The 26,397-nt window shown below is 71.7% G+C and carries 19 protein-coding genes; 6 read left to right on the forward strand and 13 right to left on the reverse strand.

Annotated elements, in window-relative coordinates; all coding sequences use genetic code 11:
- Window positions 1–45 precede the first annotated feature (45 nt).
- The 3 genes from OG538_RS11285 (at window position 46) to OG538_RS11295 (ending at window position 5,923) form a co-directional block, all read left to right on the forward strand.
- Window positions 46–783, forward strand: a complete 738-nt coding sequence (locus tag OG538_RS11285) for a response regulator transcription factor (protein WP_024491908.1) — start codon at window positions 46–48, stop codon at window positions 781–783.
- Complete coding sequence (locus tag OG538_RS11290) at window positions 780–1,856, forward strand: ATP-binding protein (RefSeq protein WP_406092609.1); 1,077 nt, start codon at window positions 780–782, stop codon at window positions 1,854–1,856. The genes OG538_RS11285 and OG538_RS11290 overlap by 4 nt, the downstream gene beginning before the upstream one ends.
- 257 nt (window positions 1,857–2,113) lie before the next feature.
- Window positions 2,114–5,923 (forward strand): multifunctional oxoglutarate decarboxylase/oxoglutarate dehydrogenase thiamine pyrophosphate-binding subunit/dihydrolipoyllysine-residue succinyltransferase subunit, encoded by a 3,810-nt coding sequence (locus OG538_RS11295; RefSeq protein ID WP_406092611.1) that lies wholly within the window; start codon window positions 2,114–2,116, stop codon window positions 5,921–5,923.
- 91 nt (window positions 5,924–6,014) lie between these two features.
- Here OG538_RS11295 and fxsT read toward each other — a convergent pair whose 3' ends face one another.
- The 8 genes from fxsT to OG538_RS11335 all read right to left on the reverse strand — a co-directional run bounded on the left by fxsT (window position 6,015) and on the right by OG538_RS11335 (window position 19,594).
- The gene (fxsT, locus tag OG538_RS11300; RefSeq protein ID WP_406092613.1) at window positions 6,015–9,008 is read right to left on the reverse strand and encodes an FxSxx-COOH system tetratricopeptide repeat protein; all 2,994 of its coding nucleotides are present in this window, start codon (window positions 9,006–9,008) and stop codon (window positions 6,015–6,017) included.
- Window positions 9,009–9,089: 81 nt separating this feature from the next.
- Window positions 9,090–10,481: an aKG-HExxH-type peptide beta-hydroxylase gene (locus OG538_RS11305; protein ID WP_406092615.1), complete on the reverse strand. Its 1,392-nt coding sequence runs from the start codon at window positions 10,479–10,481 to the stop codon at window positions 9,090–9,092.
- The gene (locus OG538_RS11310) at window positions 10,478–11,692 is read right to left on the reverse strand and encodes an FxsB family cyclophane-forming radical SAM/SPASM peptide maturase (protein WP_406100075.1); all 1,215 of its coding nucleotides are present in this window, start codon (window positions 11,690–11,692) and stop codon (window positions 10,478–10,480) included. Before OG538_RS11310 ends, OG538_RS11305 begins: the two co-directional genes overlap by 4 nt.
- A 227-nt stretch (window positions 11,693–11,919) precedes the next feature.
- Window positions 11,920–12,144 (reverse strand): FxSxx-COOH cyclophane-containing RiPP peptide, encoded by a 225-nt coding sequence (gene fxsA, locus OG538_RS11315; protein ID WP_406092617.1) that lies wholly within the window; start codon window positions 12,142–12,144, stop codon window positions 11,920–11,922.
- Between the two features lie 184 nt (window positions 12,145–12,328).
- Window positions 12,329–15,700, reverse strand: a complete 3,372-nt coding sequence (locus OG538_RS11320) for an SAV_2336 N-terminal domain-related protein (protein ID WP_406092619.1) — start codon at window positions 15,698–15,700, stop codon at window positions 12,329–12,331.
- A 94-nt stretch (window positions 15,701–15,794) separates the two neighbouring features.
- Complete coding sequence (locus tag OG538_RS11325) at window positions 15,795–16,817, reverse strand: AAA family ATPase (protein WP_406092621.1); 1,023 nt, start codon at window positions 16,815–16,817, stop codon at window positions 15,795–15,797.
- 126 nt (window positions 16,818–16,943) lie between these two features.
- Window positions 16,944–18,956, reverse strand: coding sequence for a trypsin-like peptidase domain-containing protein (locus OG538_RS11330; protein WP_406092623.1), 2,013 nt, complete (start codon window positions 18,954–18,956; stop codon window positions 16,944–16,946).
- Between the two features lie 56 nt (window positions 18,957–19,012).
- Entirely contained in the window at window positions 19,013–19,594 is a 582-nt protein-coding gene (locus OG538_RS11335) for a CU044_2847 family protein (RefSeq protein ID WP_406092625.1), read from the reverse strand.
- A gap of 202 nt (window positions 19,595–19,796) precedes the next feature.
- On the opposite strand from OG538_RS11335, the gene OG538_RS11340 reads away from it, so the two are divergent.
- A complete protein-coding gene (locus tag OG538_RS11340; protein WP_406092627.1) occupies window positions 19,797–19,982 on the forward strand; it encodes a DUF6104 family protein in 186 nt (61 codons plus the stop codon).
- Between the two features lie 14 nt (window positions 19,983–19,996).
- On the opposite strand, the gene OG538_RS11345 is transcribed toward OG538_RS11340, so the two are convergent.
- Window positions 19,997–20,887 carry a hypothetical protein gene (locus OG538_RS11345; RefSeq protein ID WP_406092629.1) on the reverse strand — a complete coding sequence of 297 codons (891 nt, stop codon included), beginning with the start codon at window positions 20,885–20,887 and terminating at the stop codon, window positions 19,997–19,999.
- Window positions 20,888–21,051: 164 nt separating this feature from the next.
- Here OG538_RS11345 and OG538_RS11350 point away from each other — a divergent pair, with 164 nt between their 5' ends.
- The gene (locus OG538_RS11350; RefSeq protein ID WP_406092631.1) at window positions 21,052–21,909 is read left to right on the forward strand and encodes a DUF4097 family beta strand repeat-containing protein; all 858 of its coding nucleotides are present in this window, start codon (window positions 21,052–21,054) and stop codon (window positions 21,907–21,909) included.
- Window position 21,910: 1 nt separating this feature from the next.
- Entirely contained in the window at window positions 21,911–22,924 is a 1,014-nt protein-coding gene (locus tag OG538_RS11355) for a helix-turn-helix transcriptional regulator (protein ID WP_406092633.1), read from the forward strand.
- 97 nt (window positions 22,925–23,021) lie between these two features.
- Here the strand turns inward: OG538_RS11355 and OG538_RS11360 are convergent, their stop codons facing one another.
- The 4 genes from OG538_RS11360 to OG538_RS11375 form a co-directional block, all read right to left on the reverse strand.
- Window positions 23,022–23,597: a Clp protease N-terminal domain-containing protein gene (locus tag OG538_RS11360; RefSeq protein WP_406092635.1), complete on the reverse strand. Its 576-nt coding sequence runs from the start codon at window positions 23,595–23,597 to the stop codon at window positions 23,022–23,024.
- Window positions 23,597–23,806, reverse strand: coding sequence for a sigma factor-like helix-turn-helix DNA-binding protein (locus tag OG538_RS11365; RefSeq protein ID WP_266782775.1), 210 nt, complete (start codon window positions 23,804–23,806; stop codon window positions 23,597–23,599). Before OG538_RS11365 ends, OG538_RS11360 begins: the two co-directional genes overlap by 1 nt.
- 38 nt (window positions 23,807–23,844) lie before the next feature.
- Complete coding sequence (locus OG538_RS11370; protein ID WP_406092637.1) at window positions 23,845–24,810, reverse strand: zinc-binding dehydrogenase; 966 nt, start codon at window positions 24,808–24,810, stop codon at window positions 23,845–23,847.
- Window positions 24,811–25,055: 245 nt separating this feature from the next.
- The gene (locus OG538_RS11375; protein WP_406092639.1) at window positions 25,056–26,279 is read right to left on the reverse strand and encodes an NADP-dependent malic enzyme; all 1,224 of its coding nucleotides are present in this window, start codon (window positions 26,277–26,279) and stop codon (window positions 25,056–25,058) included.
- Window positions 26,280–26,397: the final 118 nt, after the last annotated feature.

The raw sequence follows: 26,397 nt of genomic DNA on the forward strand, positions 1-26,397 counted from the left end.
ACGTCCGGGGGAATGGCCTCCGTGAGAACGGGCAGGGGCGGGGCGATGGAACAGACACACACCACCCACACAGGTGTCGCGGCCACCCCGGGCGCGCAGCGCCGCGTGCTGGTGGTCGAGGACGACGCCACGATCGTCGATGCCATTTCCGCCCGGCTGCGGGCCGAGGGCTTCCTGGTGCAGACCGCACTCGACGGCCCGGCGGCCGTGGACGCGGCCGAGGCCTGGCAGCCGGATCTGATGGTGCTCGACATCATGCTTCCCGGTTTCGACGGCCTGGAGGTCTGCCGGCGCGTGCAGGCCCAGCGCCCGGTGCCGGTGCTGATGCTGACGGCCCGCGACGACGAGACCGACATGCTCGTCGGCCTCGGCGTCGGCGCCGACGACTACATGACCAAGCCGTTCTCCATGCGCGAGCTGGCGGCCCGGGTCCACGTCCTGCTGCGCCGGGTGGAGCGGGCCGCGCTGGCCGCCGTGACGCCCCGCAGCGGAATCCTGCGTCTCGGTGAGCTGGAGATCGACCACGCACAGCGCCGGGTGCGGGTCCGCGCCGATGACGTGCACCTGACGCCGACCGAGTTCGACCTTCTGGTCTGCCTGGCCAACACCCCGCGCGCGGTGCTCTCCCGGGAACAGCTGCTGGCGGAGGTGTGGGACTGGGCCGACGCCTCGGGCACCCGTACCGTCGACAGTCACATCAAGGCCCTGCGCCGGAAGATCGGCGCGGAGCGGATCCGTACGGTGCACGGTGTCGGCTACGCGTTGGAGACTCCCGCGCCATGACCGCGCCCGGACCGGGGCTGCGGCCGTTCTCCATCAAGGCCAAGCTGGGCACGCTGGTCGTGGTCTCGGTGTTCATCACGACCGGGCTGATCATGGTGGCCGTGCGCACGCGCACCGAGCTGCGGTTCATCACGGTGTTCTCGGTGATCGCGACCCTGCTGATCACCCAGTTCGTGGCGCACGGCCTGACCGCGCCGCTGGACGAGATGAGAGCCGTGGCCCGGTCGATCTCGCACGGCGACTACACCAGACGGGTGAGCGGGGCGGACCGGCGGGACGAGCTCGGCGACCTCGCGCAGACGATCAACCTGATGGCGGACGACCTCGCCGCCGTGGACCGGCACCGCAAGGAGCTGGTGGCGAATGTCTCACATGAGCTGCGCACGCCCATCGCGGCGCTGAGAGCCGTGCTGGAGAACGTCGTGGACGGGGTGTCCTCGGCGGATCCTGAGACCATGCGCACGGCGCTGAAACAGACGGAGCGGCTCGGCCGGCTGGTGGAGACGCTGCTGGACCTGTCCCGGCTGGACAACGGCGTGGTCACGCTGAAGGCCGGCCGCTTCGAGGTGTGGCCCTATCTGTCGGGGGTGCTCAAGGAGGCGAACCTCGCCGCCGCGCACCGCAGGCTGTCCTCGGGCTCCGGCAACCACTCCCGCAAGGACGTCCATCTGCACCTGGACGTGTCACCGCCCGAGCTGACCGCGCACGCGGACGCGGAGCGGCTGCACCAGGTGGTGGCCAATCTGATCGACAACGCGGTGAAGCACAGCCCGCCGCACGGCCGGGTCACGGTGCTCGCCCGGCGCGGTCCGCAGCCCGAGTCGCTGCACCTGGAGGTCCTGGACGAGGGCCCCGGCATCCCGGAGTCCGAACGGCACCGGGTCTTCGAGCGTTTCAACCGGGGTGAGATGCCCTCCCCGCACGGTCCCGGCAGTGACGGCGGTACGGGACTGGGCCTGGCGATCGCCCGCTGGGCGGTGGATCTGCACGGCGGCCGGATCGGTGTGGCCGAATCGGCTCGCGGTTGCCGCATACGCGTCACTCTTCCGGGCATCCAACAGTCACGAGGTTGACATAGGGTTCGAACCGGAAGGGCACGTTCTACGTGTTCTGTTCAAGGGGTACGGTCCAAGGGGCCGTAACTACGGTCTCGCGTACCCGGAGTGAAGCGGAACCAAGCTTGTTTCCCGCCATTTCCTGCCCCGAAACCCGACTTTCGATGTGACTTGCACGACGAAGACCGGCCCGGCCTGCATGGAACGGCCGGGGAGGCGTAGCCTTGATTTCCGCTGTCCATCACCTTGTGAAGCGGAAGAGGGCGGTTGCCGCCGTGTCGTCTCAGTCCCCCAGTAACTCGAGCATCTCGACCGACCAAGCCAGCCCGGGTACGAGCCCGGCTGCCGCTTTTGGCCCCAATGAGTGGCTCGTCGACGAGATCTACCAGCAGTACCTCCAGGATCCCAGCTCGGTCGATCGCGCCTGGTGGGACTTCTTCGCCGACTACAAGCCGGGCACGTCCGGCACGGCGGACAAGCCCGTTCCCGGCGCCGCAGCAGCGGGGGCTGCGGTGCCCGCGGCCCCGGCCGCCACCACGCCGGCGCCTTCCGCACCCGCGGCCAAGGCTCCGGTCGCCCCGGCACCCGCTCCGACCGCGCCCGCACCTGCCGCCCCGGCGGCTCCGGTGAAGGCCGCTCCGGTGAAGGCCGCCCCTGCGAAGACCGCTCCGGCTCCGGCCGCGAAGGCTGCCGCCGCCCCGGCCACCGAGGCCCCGGCCGGTCCGGAGTACGTGACGCTGCGCGGCCCGTCCGCCGCCGTCGCCAAGAACATGAACGCCTCGCTGGAACTGCCGACGGCTACGTCCGTCCGCGCCGTCCCGGTGAAGCTGCTGTTCGACAACCGCATCGTCATCAACAACCACCTCAAGCGCGCCCGCGGCGGGAAGATCTCCTTCACGCACCTCATCGGGTACGCCATGGTGCAGGCCCTCAAGGCCATGCCGGCGATGAACTACTCCTTCGCCCAGAAGGACGGCAAGCCGACCCTGGTGAAGCCGGAGCACGTCAACCTCGGCCTCGCCATCGACCTGGTGAAGCCGAACGGTGACCGCCAGCTCGTCGTCGCGGCCATCAAGAAGGCCGAGACGCTCAACTTCTTCGAGTTCTGGCAGGCCTACGAGGACATCGTCCGCCGGGCCCGCAACGGCAAGCTCGGCATGGACGACTTCACCGGCGTCACCGCCTCGCTGACCAACCCCGGCGGCATCGGCACCGTCCACTCGGTGCCCCGCCTGATGCCCGGACAGGGCCTCATCATGGGCGTCGGCGCGATGGACTACCCGGCGGAGTTCCAGGGCACGTCGCAGGACACCCTGAACAAGCTCGGCATCTCCAAGGTCATGACGCTGACCTCGACGTACGACCACCGGGTCATCCAGGGCGCCGCCTCCGGCGAGTTCCTGCGGATCCTCGCCCAGCTGCTGCTCGGCGAGAACGAGTTCTACGACGAGATCTTCAAGGCGCTGCGCATCCCCTACGAGCCGGTCCGCTGGCTCAAGGACATCGACGCCTCGCACGACGACGACGTCACCAAGGCCGCGCGGGTCTTCGAGCTGATCCACTCCTACCGGGTCCGCGGCCACGTCATGGCCGACACCGACCCGCTGGAGTACCACCAGCGCAAGCACCCCGACCTGGACATCACCGAGCACGGCCTCACCCTGTGGGACCTGGAGCGGGACTTCGCGGTCGGCGGTTTCGCCGGCAAGACGATGATGAAGCTCCGCGACATCCTCGGTGTGCTGCGTGAGTCCTACTGCCGCACCACCGGCATCGAGTTCATGCACATCCAGGACCCGAAGCAGCGCAAGTGGCTCCAGGACCGGGTGGAGCGTCCGCGCCCCAAGCCCGAGCGCGAGGAGCAGCTGCGCATCCTGCGCCGGCTGAACGCCGCCGAGGCGTTCGAGACGTTCCTGCAGACGAAGTACGTCGGCCAGAAGCGGTTCTCGCTCGAGGGCGGCGAGTCCGTCATCCCGCTGCTCGACGCGGTCATCGACTCCGCCGCCGAGGCCCGCCTGGACGAGGTCGTCATCGGCATGGCCCACCGTGGCCGGCTGAACGTGCTGGCGAACATCGTCGGCAAGTCGTACGCGCAGATCTTCCGGGAGTTCGAGGGCAACCTCGACCCGAAGTCGATGCACGGCTCCGGCGACGTCAAGTACCACCTGGGCGCCGAAGGCACCTTCACCGGTCTGGACGGCGAGCAGATCAAGGTCTCACTGGCCGCCAACCCCTCGCACCTGGAGGCGGTCGACCCGGTCCTGGAGGGCATCGCCCGCGCCAAGCAGGACATCATCAACAAGGGCGGCACGGACTTCACCGTCCTGCCCGTCGCGCTCCACGGCGACGCGGCCTTCGCGGGCCAGGGCGTCGTCGCCGAGACGCTCAACATGTCGCAGCTGCGCGGCTACCGCACCGGCGGCACCGTGCACGTGGTGATCAACAACCAGGTCGGCTTCACCGCCGCCCCGGAGTCCTCGCGCTCCTCGATGTACGCCACCGACGTGGCGCGCATGATCGAGGCGCCGATCATCCACGTCAACGGTGACGACCCCGAGGCCGTCGTCCGTGTCGCGCGGCTCGCGTTCGAGTTCCGTCAGGCGTTCAACAAGGACGTCGTGATCGACCTCATCTGCTACCGCCGCCGCGGTCACAACGAGGGCGACAACCCTCAGTTCACCAACCCGCAGATGTACACCCTGATCGACAAGAAGCGCTCGGTGCGCAAGCTGTACACCGAGTCCCTCATCGGTCGCGGCGACATCACGCTGGAAGAGGCGGAGCAGGCGCTCCAGGACTTCCAGGGCCAGTTGGAGAAGGTGTTCGCGGAGGTCCGCGAGGCCACCTCGCACCCGGCGCAGCCGCATGTGTCCGACCCCCAGGCCGAGTTCCCGGTGGCCGTGACCACCGCGATCTCCCAGGAGGTCGTGAAGCGGATCGCCGAGTCGCAGGTCAACATCCCGGATCACATCACCGTCCACCCGCGCCTGATGCCGCAGATGCAGCGCCGTGCGGCCTCCGTGGAGGACGGCACGATCGACTGGGGCATGGGCGAGACCCTGGCCATCGGTTCGCTGCTGATGGAGGGCACCCCGGTCCGGCTCGCCGGCCAGGACACCCGCCGCGGCACGTTCGGCCAGCGCCACGCGGTGCTCGTCGACCAGGTGACCGGCGAGGACTACACCCCGCTGCTCTACCTCACCGACGAGCAGGCCCGTTACAACGTCTACGACTCGCTGCTCAGCGAGTACGCGGCGATGGGCTTCGAGTACGGCTACTCGCTGGCACGCCCGGAGTCGCTGGTCGTCTGGGAGGCCCAGTTCGGTGACTTCGTCAACGGCGCGCAGACCGTCGTGGACGAGTTCATCTCCTCGGCCGAGCAGAAGTGGGGCCAGACCTCCGGCGTCACCCTGCTGCTGCCGCACGGTTACGAGGGCCAGGGCCCGGACCACTCGTCCGCCCGCCCGGAGCGCTTCCTCCAGATGTGCGCGCAGGACAACATGACGGTCGCGATGCCGACCCTGCCGTCGAACTACTTCCACCTTCTGCGGTGGCAGGTGCACAACCCGCACCACAAGCCGCTGATCGTCTTCACCCCGAAGTCGATGCTCCGCCTCAAGGCGGCCGCGTCGAAGGCGGAGGAGTTCACCACCGGCGGCTTCCGCCCGGTGATCGGCGACGACTCGGTCGACCCGAGCGCGGTCCGCAAGGTCGTCTTCTGCTCCGGCAAGGTCTACTACGACCTGGACGCCGAGCGTCAGAAGCGCGGTGACACGGAGACCGCGATCATCCGTCTGGAGCGCCTGTACCCGCTGCCGGGTGCGGAGCTCCAGGCAGAGATCGCCAAGTACCCGAACGCGGCGAAGTACCTGTGGGCCCAGGAGGAACCGGCCAACCAGGGTGCCTGGCCGTTCATCGCCCTGAACCTGATCGACCACCTGGACCTGGCCGTCGGCGCCGACGTCCCGCACGGTGAGCGCCTGCGCCGCATCTCGCGGCCGCGCGGCTCGTCCCCGGCGGTCGGCTCGGCCAAGCGGCACCAGGCCGAGCAGGCACAGCTGGTCGCGGAGGTCTTCGAGGCCTGACCGGTCGCCGTACGCACGGAAGGGGCCCGGCCCGCGATTCGCTCGCGGGCCGGGCCCCTTCCGTTTCGGCGTGGCGTACCCGGGCTGTCCCTCAGATGACCAGTGGCTCGAAGTCCCAGTACGGGCGGTTGCGGGAACGGGCCGAGACCGTGTGGACGTGCTGGGCGCCGAGCGTCGAGACCAGGTCTTCGAGTGCCTCGCCCTCGGTCTTCTCGGCCCTCCGCCGTTCCCGCAGGCCGCGCAGGTCGGCGGCGTGGGCGATCCGGGCGGAGAGCGTCAGGGGATGGGTGCGGCCGAGGATCTCGATGGCCCGGGTGACGACCGAGTCCGTCAGCGCGGCGGCGGACTCCGTGTCCCCCACCAGGTTGCGCAGCGCCGAGGCGTTGATCGCACAGCCCAGGGTCCAGGGATGGTTCTCGCCCACGGCCCGTGTCATGGCGGCCAGCGACTCCTCCACGAGCGCGTAGGCGTGCTCCCGCTCCCCCACGTTGCGCAGGATCAGAGCGTGGTTGCCCCGGGTCCCCGCAGCGAAGGGGTGTTCCTCGCCGAGCATGTCGACGTAGGCGGCGACGGCCTTCTCGCTTATGGCCCTGGCCTGGTCGATGCTGGCGTGCTCCCGGGCGAAGCAGCTCTGGCCCGCCGCGAACATCATGGTCAGCGGAGCGCCCTCGCCGAGAACCCGTTCGGACCGTTCCAGGACCCGGGTGAACAGGGTGGCGGCCTTGCTCCGCTCCCCCGAACGGTAGTGGCACAGCGCGAGGTTGAACTCGGCCCGCAGGGTCTGCGGGTTGTCGGGCCCCATGACCTTCCGGTGCACCGGGACGCTCTGGTTCTGGAGCGACATCGCCTCGTCGTAGCGGCCGAGCAACCGCAAGTCGGTGGAGTAGTGGATCTCGGAGTCCAGCCGCCAGGAGTGGTTCACCGGCAGGAGCGTCCGCCGGGACTCCAGCGTCTGTCCGTCGAGCTCCCGGGCCTCCGGGTACCGGCCCAGCAGCCGCAGGGTGACGGCCAGGTTGTTCTGCGCGGCAAGGGTGCGCGCGTCCTGGTCTCCCAGCAGCTCACGGTAGCCCGCGAGCACCCAGCCCGACATCTCCCATGCCTCGTCGTAGCGGCCGAGGCCCCGCAGGTCGGCGGCGAGACCGGCGGCGGCGCGCAGGTGCTCCAGGTCCTGAGCGCCGCGCTCCGTGCGCAGGTGCTCCACGGCTACGCGCTCGATGGCCTCCGTACCGGCGTAGTCACCGACGGCCCTCAGCAGGTTGGCGTAGTGATAGCTGACGTCCCAGATCCGGGGGTGGTTCTCGCCGAGGAGTTCCTGCCATGCCTTCATGGCGCGTTCGCCCAGTTTGATGCCGGCCCGGTACTCCCCGGAGACGTACATGTAGCGCAGGCAGTTGAGCACCAGGTTCTGCACCGTCGGGTCGGTGCTCCTGAGCACGTCCGCCCACTTCAGGTGCGGGGTGAGCTCGGCGTACGTGGGCCATTGACCGGGTTCGTTGGGCCGGCCCGGGTCCGCGGCCGCGAGCGCCCGGCGGACGACGTCGATGAACTCCTGACGGTCCCGTTCGGTCATGTCATGGCCGACGATCTGGTGGACCATGCGGTGCATGTACAGCGATTCGCCGGACGACGCCACGTCGTCGGCCGACTCGTGGGACTCCAGCCGGACGACGGAGTACTGGCGGAGCTGGCCGATCGCCTTGTTCCAGAGCAGCGGATCGTTCATCAGCCCGGACACCTGCTCCGGCAGCTCTCCGAAGGGCATGTCCTTCAGCAGCCTGACGGGGATGGAGCCGGGTGCGAAGAAGCTGCACAGCCGCAGCAGGTCCACGGACTCGGGGACCGTGTCCTTGAGCTTGTTCAGCAGTATCGACCACGCGGTCTGGAAGGCGAGCGGGAAGTCCGCGGAGACCTTGACGACGTCCTGGTCGATCCCGCCTTCGAGGAGCTCGATGTACTCCCCGACCGACATGTCGGAGTCGTTCAGCCAGCCGGCGGTCTGGTCCAGAAGCAGCGGAAGGTCTTCGAGCGCGTCGGCCAGCTGGTCGGCCTCGGCGAGGGTCAGACGGGCGGCACGGCGGCGGATGAAGGCCACCGACTCCTCACGGGTGTAGACGGGCACCTCCACCAGATGGCTGTTGTGCTCGCTCCACTCCGGGTTGCGGGAGGTGATGAGGACATGTCCGGGGCCGGTCGGCACCAGATCCCAGATCTGGTCCGGATCGTCCGCCCCGTCCAGGATCAGCAGCCAGTGGGCGTGCGGGTCGCCGCGGCGCAGCGAGTCACGCACTGCACGCAGCCGCTCGCCGTACTCCGGGCCGGTGGACAGGTCCAGTTCCGGGGCGAGTTCGGCGAGCTTCTGACGGTAGAGCGCACGACGGTCGGCGGGCACCCACCACACCACGTCGTACTCGGAACCGAAGCGGTAGACGTACTCGGCGGCCAACTGGGTCTTGCCGACACCGGACATGCCGTGCAACGTCACGACCCCGGCGCCCCGGCCGGAGTCCTGGAGGGCGCTGTACGCCTGGCTGAGCAGTTCCTCACGCCCGGTGAACCGGATGTTGCGCCGCGGCACCCCTCCCCACACCTGCGGGGTGTCGGCCGGATAGCGCGGGCCGGACCGGGCCTCGGTCGTCTCGGGCAGCTTGCCCGTGGGCAGTCCCAGCCTGACGAGGAGCCGCCGCTCCGCCTCGTCGGCACCGACGTTGGTCAGGTCGGCCGCGCCGAAGACGGACGTGGCGCCGGGCAACGCGGACGTGGTGACGGAGACCGCGGCGAACCGCTCGGGGTCCGGGGCCACCTCCGCGCGCAGTGCCCTGTTCCACTCGTCGTGGCTGCGGGGACCGAGCTGGAAGTACCAGTCGCTGAGGATCACCAGGACGAGGCCGTGCGAGAGCGTCAGATCCCGCAGGGATTCCTCCAGCGGGATCTCCACCGGCGGATCCCACCGCTGCTGGTAGACCGTCACACCGCGGCGCTCCAGGCGGTCCGTGATCCACGCCGCCCAGGCGCGGTTGTAACCGGCGAAACTGATGGTGACGGTTCTCGCCCCGGTTGCTCCAACTTGCCTAGCCGTTCCGGGCATTCAACCGACTCCCTGCCTCGATACCAGCATTGTCAACATACACCGGAGCAAGGTCGCTCCGGCCGGAATCACGGTGGCCGCTCACTGCCGTCGCGAGCCGTTCCTCTGCTGCCATATCACCTTCACGGTGCTCACATACGCCTGCGCGCGGGCGAGATGCCCCGGGGGAGGCGGACAATCGTCCATACGGTGGTAGAGCGTGATCATCTCGTTGACCAGCAACCGGCCTTCGCGCGTCAGCCCCGCCGAACCGGCCAGTACGGGCAGCACCGCACCGACCTGTTCCCGGCAGCGGGCGTGCTCGGCCCAGGCCATGTCGCGCGGAGTCACGCGCTGCGCGCCGAGCGCGTACCGCTGCCAGTAGTCGGCCAGGGCGAGGTGCGAGTAGGCGCCCTGCAGGAGGCCGTCGAAGGGCCGGGGGTCGGAGCGCCAGGGCGCGAAGTGCCGTGGCACCGGGTCCTCGTGGTGAAGCGTCACGAGTTCGCCGAGTGCGGCCAGCTTGGTGTGCTGGAGTTCGTGGACGAGCGTCGAGGCGAAGTACACGGGTGTGGCCGGCCGGCTGCTGAGAACCGCACCGAACGCCTCTCGCCTGGTTCCGCTGCAGTGCGCCGCACCACCGGCGTCGGCCCCGGAGCCGGGCGGGTGGCCGAGCGGCACCACACAGCGCAGCAGCACGGCCGCCTCGATGAGCCGGTGCTCGCCGCCGGCGCGGAGCAAGGGCTCCATCTGGGACCAGCATGCGGCCCAGGCCTTGCGTTCGTGGTCATCCATGCGGACGGCCATGCTCAGCCCGTGGCGCGGGAGTCCGCCCCCTCCGGTGCGGTAGGGGTCGAGGTCGTCCAGCGGTACCGGGCCGGTTCCGGGAAGCAGGGCGGGAAGGGGGAGCACCGGCAGCCAGCGAGGGTCGGCCGAGGTCACGGTGCCGTCCGGCTGGGTCCGGGCCACCAGGGACGGTCCGCCGGCCGGCCGGATCGCCATCTCCCCGGCGATGTGCACGAGTTCGACCGGTCCGGAGTCCACGCGGACCGCCCCCAGTGTGGGCAGGGAGACGAAGCCGCCGCGGGGGGCGAGCCGCGCGGTGCAGCGCACCCCCGCCCGGATCGCGGCCGCTGCGGCGAGCGCGGTCAGGTGGGTCAGGTCGGCCGGAAGCCCGGGCCCGGCGGCCGTCACCGAGGTGAGGCCGCCCAGCAGGCTCTGCACCCAGGGGCCCGCCATCGGGTGGAACAGCACGGTGCGTACCGCGGCCCGGTCGGCGCGTTCGGCCGCTTCGAGCAGCGACCAGTCCGCGTACAGCCGGTCGAGCACAGGGGGCGGGCAGACGGTCGTGGGGGCGGCGGCCGCCGCGTCGAGAACCGCCCTGAGGAGGACGAGGCGGCGGGTGTCCTGATCGCGTACGAGCAGGCCGAGGGAGTCGGTACCGCCCTCGGTGCGGCCGAGTTCGCGCAGGGCGCGGTCGGGGATGGCGGGGTTCATGGGGGGTCTCCTGCGGTTGCTTCGGCGAGCCGGGCCGCCACGTGGCGGACCAGCCGTTCGAGGTCGGCGCAGTAGACGGAGGGGTTGGTGAAGCCGCTCTCTGCGCGGTAGCGGTGGGCGTAGTGCCCGCCGCCGCAGACGTGCAGCAGCGGGCAGGCGCGGCAGGCGTCGGCAAGCGCCCCGGCTCCTGCCTGGCGGGCGGCGACACCGGGGTGCTGCAGGGCGTCGTCGAAGGTGTGGCGGAAGATGTCGAGTCCGGTGGCCGCCGCCCCGTCGTAGGCGGACTTGAGGGAGTCGACCTGCTCGATCGATCCGTCGGTCTCGACCACGACCGCGTCGAGGGGATCGAGTCCGAGCAACTCCGTGGCGCCGGGCAGGCCGAGGAGCAGGGCGATGCACTCCTCGAACAGCCGGATCCGGGTTTCCCGTCCGGCGGCCGGCCACCACCGGTCGAAGACCGTGCACAGCCAGTCGCCGTACGGCGTGGAGCGGCCCGACCCCGGGCCCGCCTGCGTGTCCGTCAGGTCCGGGAGACCGGGCGGTGGGCTGGTCCAGTTGCCGTGGGGCAGCAGCAGGTCCAGGGCCGGCGGACGCAGGGTGAGCAGTGACTCGTACATCTCCAGGGGGTCGGTGCGCGGGTCGACGACCGTGAGAATGCCCGCGTACGCGTCGGGGTGGTGGTCGGCGAGGAGCCGGGCGCCGCGTGAGGCGGCGGGCCATGAGGGGCGGCCGGCGTGGTCGACGCGCTGGGTGTTGTGGGCGGCGAGGCCGCCGTCCAGGCTGATGCCGATCCGTATGCCGTGACGGGCGAGCTCGGTGACGCCGGCGTCGGTGAGCAGGGTGGCGTTGGTCTGCACGGTGGTGTGGACGGTGCAGCCGGCGGGGGCCTCCTCCCGGACCCGGTCGGCGAGTGCGCCCAGCCGGTCCGGCCCGGCGAGGAGGGGTTCGCCGCCATGGAGTACGAGAGCGACGTGCCGGAGCCGGTGGGCGGCCGCGTGCTCGGCGATGCGCTCCGCGGCGCGCGCCAGGACGGCCGGCGCCGCGGCCGCCGGTCTGCTGCGCCAGGTCCGGTCGGGGCCCTCGTACAGGTAGCAGTACCGGCAGGCCAGGTTGCAGCGGCCGTGCACCTTCACGATGAACTGCCCGAAGGGTACGGGCGACGATGTGCCGGCGTCGCGGTCCGCAACCTCGTCCGCCTCTGGCCGCGGCACCCCCTGCGCGTCGTACTGCTCCCCTCGCGGCGTCGCCCGACGAGACACTCCGGCACCCCCGTGCTGTACGTCTGCCGGAACGCCTCCCGGCCCCGTGCCGGGGCGAGTGGGCCCGGGCGCACGGCGAGGGAGGGTCCGCCCCGGTCGATGATGTCCTGACCGATCGCGCCCCTGAGCGGAACCGGGCGAGCGGTGCCGGGACCCGTCGCGGCGTCGCGGGCACCGCTTCAGAAGGCGCTCTGGAACCCCCAGAGCATCTCTCGGGGCTGTTCGGCCCGGCCGCGCAGATCCGTGACCACCTCGGCCAGCACCGGGTGGTCCAGGGTCCGCAGGGTTTCCAGATCGAGTCCCAGCAGGTCCGGCAGTGCGCCCGTGGCAGCTTGCGGGCCACCTTCGGCGCCACCGGGCACATCGGGCACACCGAACCGGTCGTCACGTGTCGCCTCGTTCATCACGCCTCCCCGTACTGCAGCACCGGGCCCGCGGTGCCGCGCTCGCCGTTGAGCGCACGCCGCCGGACCCATGTCCCTGACCTGCCTCGTCCTGCCGCCTGCGGTCCCGCAGACCTTCGCCCCCGGGCCGTCTCCGGTCAGGCCCATCGGTACGCCCGGCTGCCGAGTGCTGCTCGTCGAGCGCTCAGCGCTCCAGCTCCGCCAGCCGCGCGGCGGTCGACTCGCCCGCCGCACCACCGCCGTCCGGCAGTTTGCGCCACTCCTGGAGGGCGGCCCGGTACGCCGCGCGCGCGGCCCGGGGACGCCCGGCCTCCTCATACGTCATACCCCGCCAGTGGTTGGCTGTAGCACCCAACTCCACTGCGACCTGATGTTGTTGTGGAGTATTCAGCTCCGCTTCTGCCTCCCCGGCCGCCTCGGCGGCCGAGCGGAAGTCCTCCGCAGCCTCGTCGCGCCGGGCCGGTCTGTCCAGGACCTCGGCAGCCTCCAGGTGTGCCCTGCCCAGCTCCAGCCAGCAGCGCGCCGCGGTCAGTGGGTCCGCCGCCTCCTGCGCCGCCAGCCCGAAGAGGTACTCGGCTTCGCGCAGGTCGACCCGGTCGGCGGTGGCACGGTGTCTGAGCATCAGGGCCCTGCCGAGCATCAGCAGCCGCTCGGACTGGTGCGCGGCAGCCTCCGGCGTCTCGGTCCGGCAGTCCCGCAGCACCCGCACCGCCGCACCGATGTGCGCGCCGCCGTCGGGCAGTTCGGCGCGGCGGAGCAGTGTGGCACCCCATTCGGCGAGCACGTCGGTGTGCGCGCGGGAGTCGCGGGGGATGCCCCGTGCCGCCCGGGCGAACCACTCGCCTGCGGCGACGAGTTCGTCCGGATCGCCGGTGTGCTCGTAGCGTGCCACCCGGACCCGCCCGGCCCGGGTCTGCAGCTGGGCACGCTGCCGCTGCTCCCGCACGGTCTCCAGCGCCTGGCCGGTCAGAGCCGCGGCCTCGTCCGGTTCCGCGCCCGAGGCCAGCAGCGCGTCCACGAGGTCCAGCACGATGCGGACCTCGGTCCCCATGGTGTGCCGGCCGCCCTGGGCGAAGGCCGTGCGCAGCGAGCGGGCCGCCTGCGCCGCGTACGCCCTGGACTGTTCGTCGTCCTCGGTGGCACCGGCCAGCTTCAAAAGGGTGCGGCCGTGCTGGAGCGGCAGGGTGGCCGGCCGGTTCTCCTGATCCGGCCAGGCGTCCGCGAAGGCCTCCAGCATGCCGCAGGCACTCTGCAGCAGCGCGCTGTCGCCGTCGAGCCGCCACTGCGCCTCCAGCGCCCGCACCCGCTCCAGGGTCAGCTGCAGCGCCTCGGCGGGTTCCAGGCCGGGTGCCGCGCAGGCCGCGGTGTACTCACGGTCGGCGCGACGGAGCAGTTCCAGGGCGCCACGCCGGTCGCCGTGCCGCCTGCGGTCGTCGGCGTCCGCGTGCAGCACCTTGGCGAGTACGGCCCGCTCGCGTACCCCACCGGGATACGCGGAGGCCTGCTCGGCAGCATGCTTGGCCTCGCGAAGCAGCTCGGCGCCGCCCTGCACCTCCCACAGCCGCAGCACGCAACGTGCGTACTGCGTCCAGAGTTCGGGGTCGACGGCCGGATGCGGACTGTTCTCGGCGGCTCCCCGCAGCAGCTGGACGGCGTCGATCAGGCGCTGCACCATCTTGTCCGCCTCGAACTGCCGCACGAGCGCGCGGGCCCGCTCCACCGTCGGGCGGGAGTCGGGTGCCGAAGGTCCCGCGGGTGCCTCTTCGGACACAGGGGGCAAAGGCATGAATCGCTCCAGTACGCGGGCTGCGACTTCGGCGAAGGCGTGGGGGGCGCGCCCCGCGGACCCCCCGTTGTCCTCGCCGTCCTCGGATTCCTCGGCGGACTCGCTCCCTGCCTCGGAACGCGCCATGCCGTAACCGGCCGGGTACGCGGATCCCCCCGAGGCGCCGTCGCCGAGCTGGGCGAAGGCGAGGGCCGGGAAGTTGGGCCCGCCCTTGCCGAACCGCTGCTCTATGTACTGCGAGCAGTGCTTGAGCACGAGCAGGGCCTCGTCCCTGCTCAGGGGGCCGAGCAGCGCCTCCTGGACACCGGGCTCGAAGGCGTACCAGTGTCCGCGGCCCGCGCCGCTCTCGACGCGTGAGAGCAGCCCGCTCAGGAGCACCTCGGCGAGTTCGGAGGGACCCGAATGCGGCAGCATCGTGCGCTGCACGAGCTGCATCACCGGCAGGTAGAGCGGGGCCGCGGCGAGGTAGACGGCCAGCTGCCCGGCGGCCGGGGAGGCCACCGACCGGAACCGGCTGACCAGTTGCAGCGAGGAGAGCGTGCTCCCGGAGCGCTGGGCGGCGGCCGCGGCCTGGTCGCCCCGGACCCATCCGACCGCTCCGGAGATCTGTGCCGCACCGGTGCCGGAGAGCAGCCTGGCCCAGGCCGCCAGCGCGTCCGGCACCGGCGGGAGGACCGGGACCGCCAGAGCGCCGAGACGCACTGCGGGGCCCGTTCCGCCCTCCTCGGTGACCTTCAGCAGGGTGGCCCCGGCGAGACCGTCCCCCCGTGACAGCGAACCGAAGGTGACGGGCAGCCTGGTGCGGTTCCACATGCGCTGCGGCAGCGGCTGCAGCACGGCAACCGGGGCCTGCCGGGCCAGCTGGTGCAGCAGCCGGTGGGCCCGCCCACTGTGCCAGAGCGGGCCGGCGCAGTCGCTGATCACCACGGTGACCCGGCGTCCGGTCGGGTCGCTGAGCCGGTCAGCGGAGTGCAGCGGGGCCGCGGCCGGGTCGGAACTGCGGCTGACCGTGCAGCCACCGTCCGGTCCCTGGTGCAGATAGCGCACCTGAACGTCCCTGAAGGCCCCCAGCTGGCCGAAGATCTGCTGGAGCTCGCCGAACATCCGGTCCCACACCAGCATCGAGGAGGACGCGTCCATGACGCACTGCAGGATGGCGTCGGCCCGCCGGACCCCGCGGAAGACCGGCATGATCATGCCGCCCGCCCGGGCGCTGCGCTCCGCGGTCGCCGTCTCGTCAAGGACGCGGCGCAGCGGGGTGGAGGCCGGGTGGTAGCGCTGTAACGGACGCAGCGCGCGGGCGAGTTCGAGCGGGGCCGGAAGGACGGGGGCGGCCGGGACCCCGAGGGTGACCGCCGTGGCACGGGCCCCGGCCCCGGATCTCCGTCCGGCCGGGGCCGCGCTCTCGTCCCGCCCGCCGTCCCGCGCGGTACGGGGGACGGGGTACAGGGAGATCTGCCGGTCACCCGCCGGTTCCGGCACCTCGGGCGTCCGGGCGTCCTCGCGGGACTCCGGGGCGCGGCCGTCGGGTGCTGCCGCCGGATCCGAGGAGCCCGGGGCTGCGGCGCCCGGGGGCGTCGAGGCCCGCGAGGACTCCGGTCCGGCGTCGGCCGGGGCCCCCTCCGGTGCGCCGGCGGTGCGGGTCCACCGGGCCAGCCAGAGCGCGTCGCGGAGCTGCTCGACGTCGGGATCGATCCCGGCCTCGCGCAGCCTGGCTATCAGTGTCGGCAGTAACCCACCGTCGTGCGCCTGCGTGGCGTCGGAGGCCATCGGGGCACCACGTGGCCCGGCCCTCGCGGGCTCCTCTGGCGGCCCGCCCGCTCCGGGCGCCCCCGGCGTCCCGTCCACCCCCGGCATCAGACCCTCACCTCGGCCGGTCGAGTCGCTGGATGAGCAGTTCGGCCAGCCGGTCCCGGCCGGCCGGGGCTGCCGCGTGGGTGAGGTAGATGGCGTTCAACAGCTGGTCGGTGGCCAGGAGTTCACTGCGCGAGCGATCCAGGAAGTAGGCGATGAGGTCTTCGCTGGAGCGTGCGGCCTCCTCGCCGAGATGGGCCTTCACGAACGCGGCCAGCCGCTGGTGGTCGGGGCGGTCGAGTTCCAGATGGATGCAGCGACGCATCAAGGGGGCGGGGAAGTCCCGTTCACCGTTGCTGGTGAGCACCACGAAGGGGAAGGCCCGGCACTGCACCCGGCCGCCCTTGATCCGCACCTTGTTGCCGTCGTGGTCCAGCACGTCCGCCTCGCCGTCGGGCAGCCGGTCGACGATCCGTTCCAGTTCGGGGATCGCGAACTCCCCTTCCTCCAGCACGTTGAGGAGATCGTTGGGCAGATCGATGTCACTCTTGTCGAGCTCGTCGATGAGCAGCACCCGCGGCCGGTCCGAGGGCAGCAGGGCGGTGCCCAGCGGGCCGAGCCGGATGTAGCTCCCCACGTTCTGCGCGGCCTCGGCGCCCGCATCCGCGGAGGCTGACGCGTGCGAGGCGATCTGCACGTCCTGCAGCCGGGCGATCGCGTCGTAGTGATAGAGCCCGTCCAGCAGGGTGGAGCGGCTGACGATGGGCCAGCGCAGCACCTTGCCGAGCTCTAGCTCACGGGCGACGGAGTGGGCCAGGGTGCTCTTTCCGGCACCGGGGTCCCCGGTGACCAGCAGCGGACGCCGCAGATACAGCGCGGCGTTGATCATTTCGAGCTCCTCGGCGCCCGGCCGGTGCTCCTCGGCGATGCGGCCGGGGATGCCGAGCCGGCGGTCGGCCGAATCGTCCCCGCCCACCGGGGCGGTACGGTCTCCCGCGAAGTCCCGCCAGGGCGGGGGTGGAGGCAACTGCGGTACGCCGTCGTGGGGTTCGCCGATCCCTCGGTAGATGAGCCACTCGCTGGGTTCACTCATAGCGTTCCTCGTCGTCATTCATTCGCCAGGGAGCGGCCGTCGAACGTGCATCACCGTATCGACCCGGCGCACCCCTCGAAAGGGGCGGACGGGAACGGCCCTTCGGGTCACGACCGACGCGTCCCGTCATGGCGCTTCCAGGAATTCGGAACGAGGCAAGGGCCGGTGCGGATCGTCGTAGTAGAGGGCCATTCCGTCGGACCAGTAGGTCTCCGGGCGAGACGTACTCACCCCGCGCCTCAGCTCGTGGATCCAGCGCGGCAGCCGGTCCCGGACCCGGACGTCCGAGACGCCCTCGGCCACACGGCGGTGGAAGTCCCTGCAGACGGTGTCGTCCTCCGTCGGCCTGCGCTGGAGCAGCGCCACCCCGAAGCCGGCGTCGAGCACCCGCCCCACCCCGGCCGTGACCCCGGGATCCGGCCGGTTTCCGTAGCGGCAGAGGACCGGCACCGTTTCGCGTGCGCGGCTGCCCAGCTTGGCCGCCTCCGGCACGCGAACCCGTAACTCGTTCTCACAGTCGATGACTTCGGCCCGAAGCCCGGTGTCCAGAGTCGTGTCCCAGCGCGTCAGCCGCTCGTCGGTGGGACCGTGTTCCGAACTGCGCAGGACCACGGGGCGTACGGCACCGAGCGGACGGCCGTCGGAAGGGAGTTCCCAGCGGTCGACCTCCAGACCGAACAGTGTGGGGGCGACCACGACCTGGAGCATGGCGGGGCTGCCCGGCTCGTCGCACTCCCGGAAGGCCTCGGTCAGTGCCGCGGCGAGCTGGTCGGGCACGGACCCGAGCGGGCCCCCCTGACCATCCCTGATCCGCGACATCTCTCCGCCGTGCCGGGCGACGGCGACCCGCCAGTCGTACTGCCCGGGGGCCCAGCCCTGGCGTTCCACCTCCAGGACGACACAGTCGCGTTCCCCGGACGCGCGTGGCTCGCTCAGCGGCGGACGAGCCCGCTGCCGGCTCTGCTGCTCCAGGTACAGGTGGACATCGGCCCACTCCACGTCGAACTGGCGGCGGAGGTCCCGGGGCAGTTCGGCCTTGGCCACCTGCTGCACCCACTCCCACAGCGACTCGGCGTTCGCGGCGGAGAGCACGCCGCCGGGCCGGTCGGCCGCGAGGACACCCATGCAGTAGCGCAGGACCAGCTCGAACTGGGCCGCCCGCTCACGGGCGCGGGTGTCGTACAGCGCCCCCAGCCCGTCGCGCCAGCCGCGCGGTGCCGGGCGGTGCTCCCGGGAGTGGACGCCGGGCAGGCCGTCCAGGAGGACGAGCAGACTTCGGGTGCTGACCGGGGGCGGGAGCTCGGCGAGCCGCCCCAGCAGGTCCACGCGCTGCTTGGGACCGAGGATCCCGCCGGGCGGCGCCGGCAGCTCGCTCTGCACGTCGGCCCAGGTCCGCTCGGTGCCGGCCGAGCTGTTGTGCCGGTCCGCGTGGTAGCGGTCGTGAGCGTGGAAGACGGACTGGTACATGTCGTCGGCTTCGGTCCCGACCGGTCCGGAGGGCACCTTGAGGGTGCGCAACCGCTCCGTCCCCACGGCCGTCCCGCCCTGGTGGTTGTCGAGCCGCGACTTGATCACCCCGACCACCTCCCCCCGGACGAGATCCACCACGGGGCCGCCGGACATGCCCGGCTCCAGCCAGTCCCCGTCGAGCCGGACGACCTGTTCGGCGTCGTCCGACGCACCGTAGGCGCCCTTCACCACGCAGACGCCACTGCGCTTGAGCAGCCCACCGCCCTGCGAGGGCGCCCAGCCCACGCAGTGGATCTCGCGGCTGCGCAACATGGCCTCCGAGCGCTCGGAGACGTACACACAGGTGTGCTCGACGGGGCGCTGGAGCTTGATGAGCGCGAGGTCGGGGGCGGGCCAGCCGGGGGCGCCGGGCGGCCGCGCGCCGGGCATCGCGGCGACGACTTCGCCCGGCACCTCGCTCAGTTCCGTGCTGTAGCGGTCCCCCTTGAACCACACGTCCACCATGCCCCCCTCCCCCCTCATTGCCACGTGCGCGCACGTGAGGATCCAGCTGGGGGCGATGAAGAAGCCGCTTCCCAGGAAGTCCCCGCCCGGCCCGCCGGGTCCGTCATGGACATACCCGGCCCCCGGACGATGGATGCGCACAGTGGCGTCACGCACGAGGTCCATGAGTGCGGCCTGCGGTCGGCCCAGACCCCCGTCTGCGCCCCCGGCACCCTCCGTGGTCACGCTCCGCCGCCGTCGGTGTCATCCGCTCCGTCGGGGTGCGCCGGGGCGCCGGGAGATGCCCCGGCGGACGTCACGGGGGGCGCGGGCGCCGGTGTGGCCGGCGGCACCCGCGGGGGCGCGAACGGAACCGTCGGCACGGGAGCGGGAGGGCCGGGGGGCACGGGCGCCCGAGCCCGCACGGGCGTGGGTGCGGGCTCCGGCGCGGGCGGGTCGACCGGTGGTCCGCCGCCGTTCCAGGTGAGCGTGACCTTGATGGCCCCCTTGGCCTCGCCGTCCGCGAGAAGTCCGACGACCTTGCCGGACTTGGCGGTGAGCTCGATACCGAACTCGACACTGACCTCGTCCGGCCGCACCGCACGCAGCGGCACGGCGAGCGAGCGCGCGACACTGGTCACCACGGAGTGCAGGCTCTCGACCCGCGCCTGCACCCGGTCGGCGATGTCGCCGTACCCGGTGTCCGTGAACGTCAGACCACCGGGCTCCGGGCGGTCCAGCTCCTCCGCTCCGGAGATGCGTGCCCAGACCGGCGTACCGTCCGGCATCTCGATGCGCGTAATACGGGCCCCACTGTCACCCACGACACCCCCCGTTCCCCAACTCCCCGCAGGTTAACGGCCGTAGGTCGCCTATGCGAGGCTCATGGACCATGACGCGAGGGGGCGGCCGATCGGTTCGGGTGTGTCCGCGCGGCCTGCCCGGGCCGGCTCCCGCGTCCCTTCCGGGCTGTCACCAGGCAAGAGAGGGTCCGACGCGATTGCCGGTCGGTCTAAACTTGCCGCCATGTACTTCACCGACCGCGGTATCGAGGAACTGGAGAAGCGGCGAGGCGAGGAAGAGGTCACTTTCGAGTGGCTCGCCGAGCAGCTGCGTACGTTCGTCGATCTGAACCCCGACTTCGAGGTGCCGGTCGAGCGCCTCGCCACATGGCTGGCACGGCTGGACGACGACGAGGACGACGGGGCCTGATCGGTCCGGGATGTTCAGGGCCGGTCCGGCTTCTCGCCCGGCCCCTCCTCCCTGATCCGGTCGTACGCGAGGCCGAGCGCGCCGTGCACCATCAGCAGCGCGCCGGCGACGGCCCATCCGCCGCTGCGACGGCCCACTCCCCAGAGAACCAGCGGAAGCCCCACCACCAACTGGGCGCCCGCCAGGGCGCGCGCCCGGGGACCGCGCATCCAAGGCCCCAGGCGACCGCCCTCGACCGCTTCGAGCTCGACCATGACCGCGTCGCGCCAGCCGGCCCACGCGATCCGCTCCGCCTCCGGCCCCACCTCGCCCCACGCGGCCAGGCGGGCGGAGGGTCCGCCGGGGTCCAGGCCCGGCGGGAGCTCCAGCCCGATGCGGGTGAGCACGGCGAGCAGTCCGCGGAGCCGGGCCCGGGCGTCCGCCTCCGGATCGGTACGGGTCAGGGCTTCGAGGGCCTGGACGTCCAGCACGGGATCGAGGGCGAGCCGCTCGGCGAACGTCCGCATCGCCTCGTCCTCGCCGGCCGGTGTCCCGTCCGCGAGCCAGACGTAGGCGACGGGTCGGCGGAATCCCGCGGCCAGCGTGTATCCGGCCCGGTCGCCGTCCCACCACAGCGCCAGGACCGGCCAGGTGGAGCCGACGGCGAGCGCGGTGGCCCAGCCGCCGAGCACCCGGTCGACCGGCTCGGCGGCCTCCCCGGCCGGCGACCGTCCGTCGCGCCCGCCCTGGCCGCCCTCCCCCTCGGTCCCGTCCTGCCAGGGCGTTCCCTCCGGTACGAGGACGCTCCAGCCCGCTCCGGCCGGCGCGAGCAGCATCGGTTCCCGCAGCAGATGGGCGACCGGTCGCACGGAGTCCGGTTCGGCCCGGCACAGCAGCAGCGCTCCCACCGGTGATGTCGCGTCCATGTCCCACACCGTAGGTCACCTTGCACCTTTTTGATGCGATTTGCACAGGAATCCATGCCACCCACACCCCCTCAACCCGCCTTGACTTCCGAGATCCGCGATATATCGTGTTGTGCAGAGACGCGATATGTTGCGTCATCCGCGCTCCCCAGGAGGTCAGATCCATGCCTGTGTCGACGTGGGCCATCACCGAGCCTCGCAAGCTCACCTTCGACGAGCCCGTGACCGCGCTCAGCGTGCGCGTCGTCAACGGAACGGTCAACGTCGTCGGCACCGACGAACCGACCGCCAGGCTGGAGGTCTCCGACATCGAGGGACCGCCACTGATCGTCACGCAGCAGGACGGAGTCCTCACCGTGTCGTACGAGGACCTCGCCTGGCAGGGCATGCTCAAGTGGTTCGACCGCAAGGGCTGGCACCGCCGCGCCGTGGTCTCCCTCGCGGTCCCGGCCGGCTCGACCGTGGAGGTCGGCGTGGTCGGCGCCGGGGCCTTCGTCTCCGGGGTCCGCGGACGTACGGACGTTCGTGGCGTCACCGGCGACACCACACTCGTCGGACTCGCAGGGCCGGTCGGCGCGGAGACCGTGTCCGGCAACGTGGAGGCCCAGGCCGTCACCGGCGAACTGCGCTTCCACTCGGTCTCCGGCGACCTGACGGTCGTCGAGGGCGCCGGGGCCTTCGTGAAGGCGGAATCGGTCAGCGGCAACATGGTGCTCGACCTGGACCCGACCGGGAAGCCCACCGATGTCCGGCTCGCCACGGTCTCCGGCGAGCTCGCCATCCGCCTGCCGCACCCGGCCGACGCCAAGGTCGAGGCGAACACGGCGAGCGGTTCCGTCTCCAACGGCTTCGAGGACCTCCGGGTCAGCGGCCAGTGGGGCGCGAAGAAGATCACCGGCACCCTGGGCTCCGGAACCGGGACACTGAGGGCGACGACGGTCTCGGGATCGATCGCCCTGCTGCGCCGCCCACCGGCCGAGGGCGATCCGCACGACGCCGGTCCGACCGGAAAGGTTCTCTGACATGCCCCCCGTATTCGCCCACGGCCGCCTGCGCCTCTACCTGCTGAAGCTGCTCGACGAAGCCCCTCGCCACGGTTACGAAGTGATCAGACTTCTCGAGGAACGCTTCCAGGGCCTGTACGCCCCTTCGGCGGGCACCGTCTACCCGCGCCTGGCCAAACTGGAGGCCGAAGGCCTGGTCACGCATGCCACCGAGGGCGGCCGCAAGGTCTACTCGATCACCGACGCCGGCCGCGCCGAACTGGCCGGCCGCACCGGCGAGCTCGCCGATCTGGAGCTGGAGATCCGGGAGTCCGTCTCCGAGCTGGCCGCCGAGATGCGCGACGACGTCCGGGGTGCGGCGGGCAAGCTGCGCAGCGAGATGCGCGCCGCGGCCGACGAGTCGCGCCACACGGGCTCTGCGGGGCCGGGCGGCAAGGCGGGCAAGGCGACCTCCTTCGGCGGCTTCGGCGATCTCGGTGACCTGGGCGGCTTCGGTGACCTCGGCGACAAGGAGGCCTGGCGCACCGCGAAGGAGGAGCTGCGCAAGGCGAAGCAGGAGTGGAAGGAGCAGGCCCGCCGGGCGAAGGACGAGTCCCGGCGCGCCCGCGAGGAGGCCCAGCAGGCCCGCCGCCAGGCCAAGGAGGCCCAGGACAGGGCGCGCGAGCAGATGCAGAACGCCGCCCGCCAGGTGCAGGACCACTTCGCCCGGGGCGACTGGCCCGCGGGCGTTCGGGAGGGGCTGGCCGAGATCACCGGCCAACTGGGCGGCTTCGCCCGTACGGGCAACTGGTCGTACGTGAAGCCGGACTCCCCCGACGCCGACCCGGACTGGGGCAAGGACGCGGGCGGCACCGGCGACCCGGCCCGCGACCTGGACCGTCTGCTCGACCGGTTCCGCGACGACATCCGTGACGCCGCCAGGGACCGGGGGGTGACGGAGGACCAGCTCACGGAGGCCCGCCGCCACCTCTCGACGGCGGCCGCCCACATCGGCGCGCTGCTGCGGAAGGACTCCGAAGGCACCGCGGAGTAGGCGAGGAGACGGCGCGGCCGGGCAGGACGGGAACGGCAGGGCGGCCCGGGGAGCGGGAACACTCCCCGGGCCGCCCTGCGTTCAGCCCGTCCTGCGTTCAGCCCGCCCTGCGGTCCCGGCCGGCGCCGCCGTCCCCGTACAGCGCGCGGTTGACCGTCTCGTACGTCGCGCCGTGATCGGCGAGCACGTCGGCGACGACCCCGGGGGACGCGGTGAGGGCCAGGAGGAGGTGTTCCTCGCCGATGAACCGGTCACCGCGGCCGAGCGCGATCCGCAGCGACTTCTCCAGGATCTTCTTGGCCTCCTTGGTGAACGCACGGTTGCCCGACCACCGGCGCCGGTCCTTGCGGTCGCCCGTCAGGGCCCCCTCGCCGTGCGCCTCCTCGATGCGGGAGACGATCGCGGTGAGATCGATGCCGATGCCCGCGAGAGCCTCGGCATCGGCCTTGGTCATGCCGCCGCGCCTGCGCGCGTCGGTGAGCGCGGCCTCCACCGAGGCCCTGCGGTCCGTCAGTCCCAGTGCGGCGACGGCGAACGACGCCCGACCCCCGTCCTGGTCCAGCAGCGACAGCAGCAGATGTTCTTCGGTGATCGAGCCGGCTTCGGCCCGTTCGGCGTGGGTCACGGCCCCGGTCACGGTGGCGCGGGCACCCTTGGTGAATCGCTCGAACATCAATGCCTCCCGTACTTCTTGTGCACGGCCTGCCGGCTGACGCCCAGTTCGGCGGCGATCTCCTGCCACGACCAGCCCTGGACACGGGCGCTTCTGACTTGTACGGCTTCGAGCTGCTCCAGCAGCCGCCGCAGCGCTGCCACCGACCGCAGCCCCACCCGGGGGTCGCGGTCGCCTGCGCGCTCGGCGAGATCCGTTGCTTCGGTCATGGTGTCAACTTACGTTGACACCATGACGCATGTCAACCCTAGTTGACAGTCAGCACGATCTTCCCGAACTGGTCACCCGAGGCGAGGCGCTCGAATCCCTCGCGGGCACGGTCCAGCGGCAGCACCTCGTCGATGACGGGGCGCACCCCGGTGGTCGCGCAGAACGCCAGCAGGTCCTCCAGCTCGTCCTTGGACCCCATGGTCGAACCGACGACCTTCAGCTCCAGGAAGAAGATGCGGGTGAGCTCGGCGTGCGAGGGACGGTCGCCGCTGGTGGCCCCGGAGATGACCAGCGTGCCGCCGGGGCGCAGGGACTTGACGGAGTGGGACCAGGTGGCGGCACCTACCGTCTCGATGACGGCGTCGACCCGGTGCGGCAGCCGTTCGCCCGGCTCGTACGCCTCGATCGCACCGAGTTCGACGGCCCGCTTGCGCCTGGCCTCGTCGCGGCTGGTGGCGTAGATCCGCAGCCCGGCGGCCCGGCCGAGGACGATCGCGGCGGTCGCGACACCGCCACCGGCCCCCTGGACCAGAACGGAGTCACCGGGCCGCACCCCGGCGTTGGTGAAGAGCATGCGGTACGCGGTGAGCCAGGCGGTGGGCAGACAGGCGGCCTGTTCGAAGGTGAGTTCCTTCGGCTTGGGCAGCACGTTCCAGCTGGGGACGGTCACCTGCTCGGCGAAGGTGCCCTGGTAGCGCTCGGTGAGGATGGAGCGGGGCTCGTCGGGGCCGACCCCATGCCCGGTCTGGCCGATGACGGAGTGCAGGACGACCTCGTTGCCGTCCTGGTCGGTGCCCGCGGCGTCGCAGCCGAGGATCATCGGCAGCTTGTCCTCGGCGAGGCCGACGCCGCGCAGGGACCAGAGGTCGTGGTGATTGAGGGAGGCGGCCCGGACGTTGACGGTGGTCCACCCTTGACGCGCCTGGGGAGCCGGGCGTTCGCCCAGCTCAAGGCCGTTGAGGGGGTGGTCGCGGTCGAGGCGGGATGCGTAGGCGGCGAACATGGGCCCGACGATAGGCGGGGCCGTGGCCGGGCGTAACCGGCTGCGGGTGTGACACGCACCGCGCGTGACGGGGCAGGGGCCGGCCCCCCGGCGCTCCCGGGTCCCCCCGGGCCCGGCCCCTGGAGGTCCCCCCAGAGGCCGGGCCGCCGGAGGTCCGCCCCCACCACATCCCGGGAGAACGAGAAGCGGGGGCCCGGGGCGGCGCTCCCGGGGAAGCGCCGCGCCCGAACCCCCGCGTCAGGACTTCAGCGCCGGGCCACGCCCTCCGCCCGCGCGGCCGCGGCCACCGCGGCCGTCACCGCCGGGGCGACCCGCTCGTCGAACGGTGACGGGATGACGTAGTCGGCGGCCAGCTCGTCGCCGACCACGTCCGCCAGCGCGTTCGCCGCGGCGATCTTCATGCCCTCGGTGATCCGCGAGGCCCGCACCTGGAGCGCACCCGCGAAGATGCCGGGGAACGCCAGCACGTTGTTGATCTGGTTCGGGTAGTCCGACCGTCCGGTCGCCACGACTGCCGCGTACTTGTGCGCGATGTCGGGGTGCACCTCGGGATTCGGGTTCGCCATGGCGAAGACGAAGGCACCGGGCGCCATCGAAGCGACGGCCGGCTCGGGGACCGTACCGCCCGAGACGCCGATGAAGATGTCCGCACCGGCGAGTGCGTCCGCGAGGGACCCCGAGATCCCGGCCTTGTTGGTGAGCTCGGCCAGCTCCCGCTTGACGTCGGTCAGGTCCTCGCGGTCCCGGCTGACGATGCCCTTGCGGTCGGCGACGGCGACATCGCCGAGCCCCGCCTCCAGCAGGAACTTGGCGATCGCCACGCCGGCCGCACCCGCGCCCGAGATGACACCGCGCAGCTCACCCAGACCGCGCCCGGACAGCTTCGCGGCGTTGCGCAGGGCCGCGAGGGTGACCACGGCGGTGCCGTGCTGGTCGTCGTGGAAGACGGGGATGTCGAGCCGCTCCTGGAGCTTGCGCTCGATCTCGAAGCAGCGCGGTGCCGAAATGTCCTCCAGGTTCACGCCACCGAAGGACGGAGCGAGCCGCACGACGGTCTCCACGATCTCGTCCGCGTCGGTGGTCGCGAGCGCGATCGGGACCGCGTCCACGCCGCCGAACTGCTTGAACAGGATCGCCTTGCCCTCCATCACGGGGAGGGAGGCCTCGGGGCCGATGTCGCCGAGACCGAGCACGGCGGTGCCGTCCGTCACGACGGCGACCACCTGCGACTTCCAGGTGTAGTCGTGGACGAGTTCGGGATTCTCCGCGATCGCGCTGCACACCTTCGCCACACCGGGTGTGTAGGCGAGGGACAGGTCGTCCTTGTCCCGGATCGGGACAGTGGCCTGCACGGCCATCTTCCCGCCCCGGTGGAGCGCGAAGGCCGGATCGAACGGCTCGTCGGTCGCGCTGCCGGTCGTGCTGTCCGTGTTGCTGTCGCTGCGAGGATTGACGATCTCCGCTGCCATGGTGTTGACCCCTTAAGTCTTCATCGTTTGAGGGTGGCCACTCCTGGTTGAGGAGGGGTGGGTGGGCACCGCGTACGTTCCCTGCGCTGGACGATTGGTCCGTCCCGGCAGGGGGGAA

It is taken from the genome of Streptomyces sp. NBC_01013 (assembly GCF_045162765.1).
Taxonomy (GTDB): domain Bacteria; phylum Actinomycetota; class Actinomycetes; order Streptomycetales; family Streptomycetaceae; genus Streptomyces.

Coding starts and splice junctions, on each gene's coding strand:
- OG538_RS11285 (WP_024491908.1), top strand. CDS start 46: ATGGAACAGACACACACCACCCACACAGGTGTCGCGGCCACCCCGGGC.
- OG538_RS11290 (WP_406092609.1), top strand. CDS start 780: ATGACCGCGCCCGGACCGGGGCTGCGGCCGTTCTCCATCAAGGCCAAG.
- fxsT (WP_406092613.1), bottom strand. CDS start 9,008: ATGCCCGGAACGGCTAGGCAAGTTGGAGCAACCGGGGCGAGAACCGTC.
- OG538_RS11305 (WP_406092615.1), bottom strand. CDS start 10,481: ATGAACCCCGCCATCCCCGACCGCGCCCTGCGCGAACTCGGCCGCACC.
- fxsA (WP_406092617.1), bottom strand. CDS start 12,144: ATGAACGAGGCGACACGTGACGACCGGTTCGGTGTGCCCGATGTGCCC.
- OG538_RS11320 (WP_406092619.1), bottom strand. CDS start 15,700: ATGGCCTCCGACGCCACGCAGGCGCACGACGGTGGGTTACTGCCGACA.
- OG538_RS11325 (WP_406092621.1), bottom strand. CDS start 16,817: ATGAGTGAACCCAGCGAGTGGCTCATCTACCGAGGGATCGGCGAACCC.
- OG538_RS11330 (WP_406092623.1), bottom strand. CDS start 18,956: ATGGACCTCGTGCGTGACGCCACTGTGCGCATCCATCGTCCGGGGGCC.
- OG538_RS11340 (WP_406092627.1), top strand. CDS start 19,797: ATGTACTTCACCGACCGCGGTATCGAGGAACTGGAGAAGCGGCGAGGC.
- OG538_RS11345 (WP_406092629.1), bottom strand. CDS start 20,887: ATGGACGCGACATCACCGGTGGGAGCGCTGCTGCTGTGCCGGGCCGAA.
- OG538_RS11350 (WP_406092631.1), top strand. CDS start 21,052: ATGCCTGTGTCGACGTGGGCCATCACCGAGCCTCGCAAGCTCACCTTC.
- OG538_RS11355 (WP_406092633.1), top strand. CDS start 21,911: ATGCCCCCCGTATTCGCCCACGGCCGCCTGCGCCTCTACCTGCTGAAG.
- OG538_RS11360 (WP_406092635.1), bottom strand. CDS start 23,597: ATGTTCGAGCGATTCACCAAGGGTGCCCGCGCCACCGTGACCGGGGCC.
- OG538_RS11365 (WP_266782775.1), bottom strand. CDS start 23,806: ATGACCGAAGCAACGGATCTCGCCGAGCGCGCAGGCGACCGCGACCCC.
- OG538_RS11370 (WP_406092637.1), bottom strand. CDS start 24,810: ATGTTCGCCGCCTACGCATCCCGCCTCGACCGCGACCACCCCCTCAAC.
- OG538_RS11375 (WP_406092639.1), bottom strand. CDS start 26,279: ATGGCAGCGGAGATCGTCAATCCTCGCAGCGACAGCAACACGGACAGC.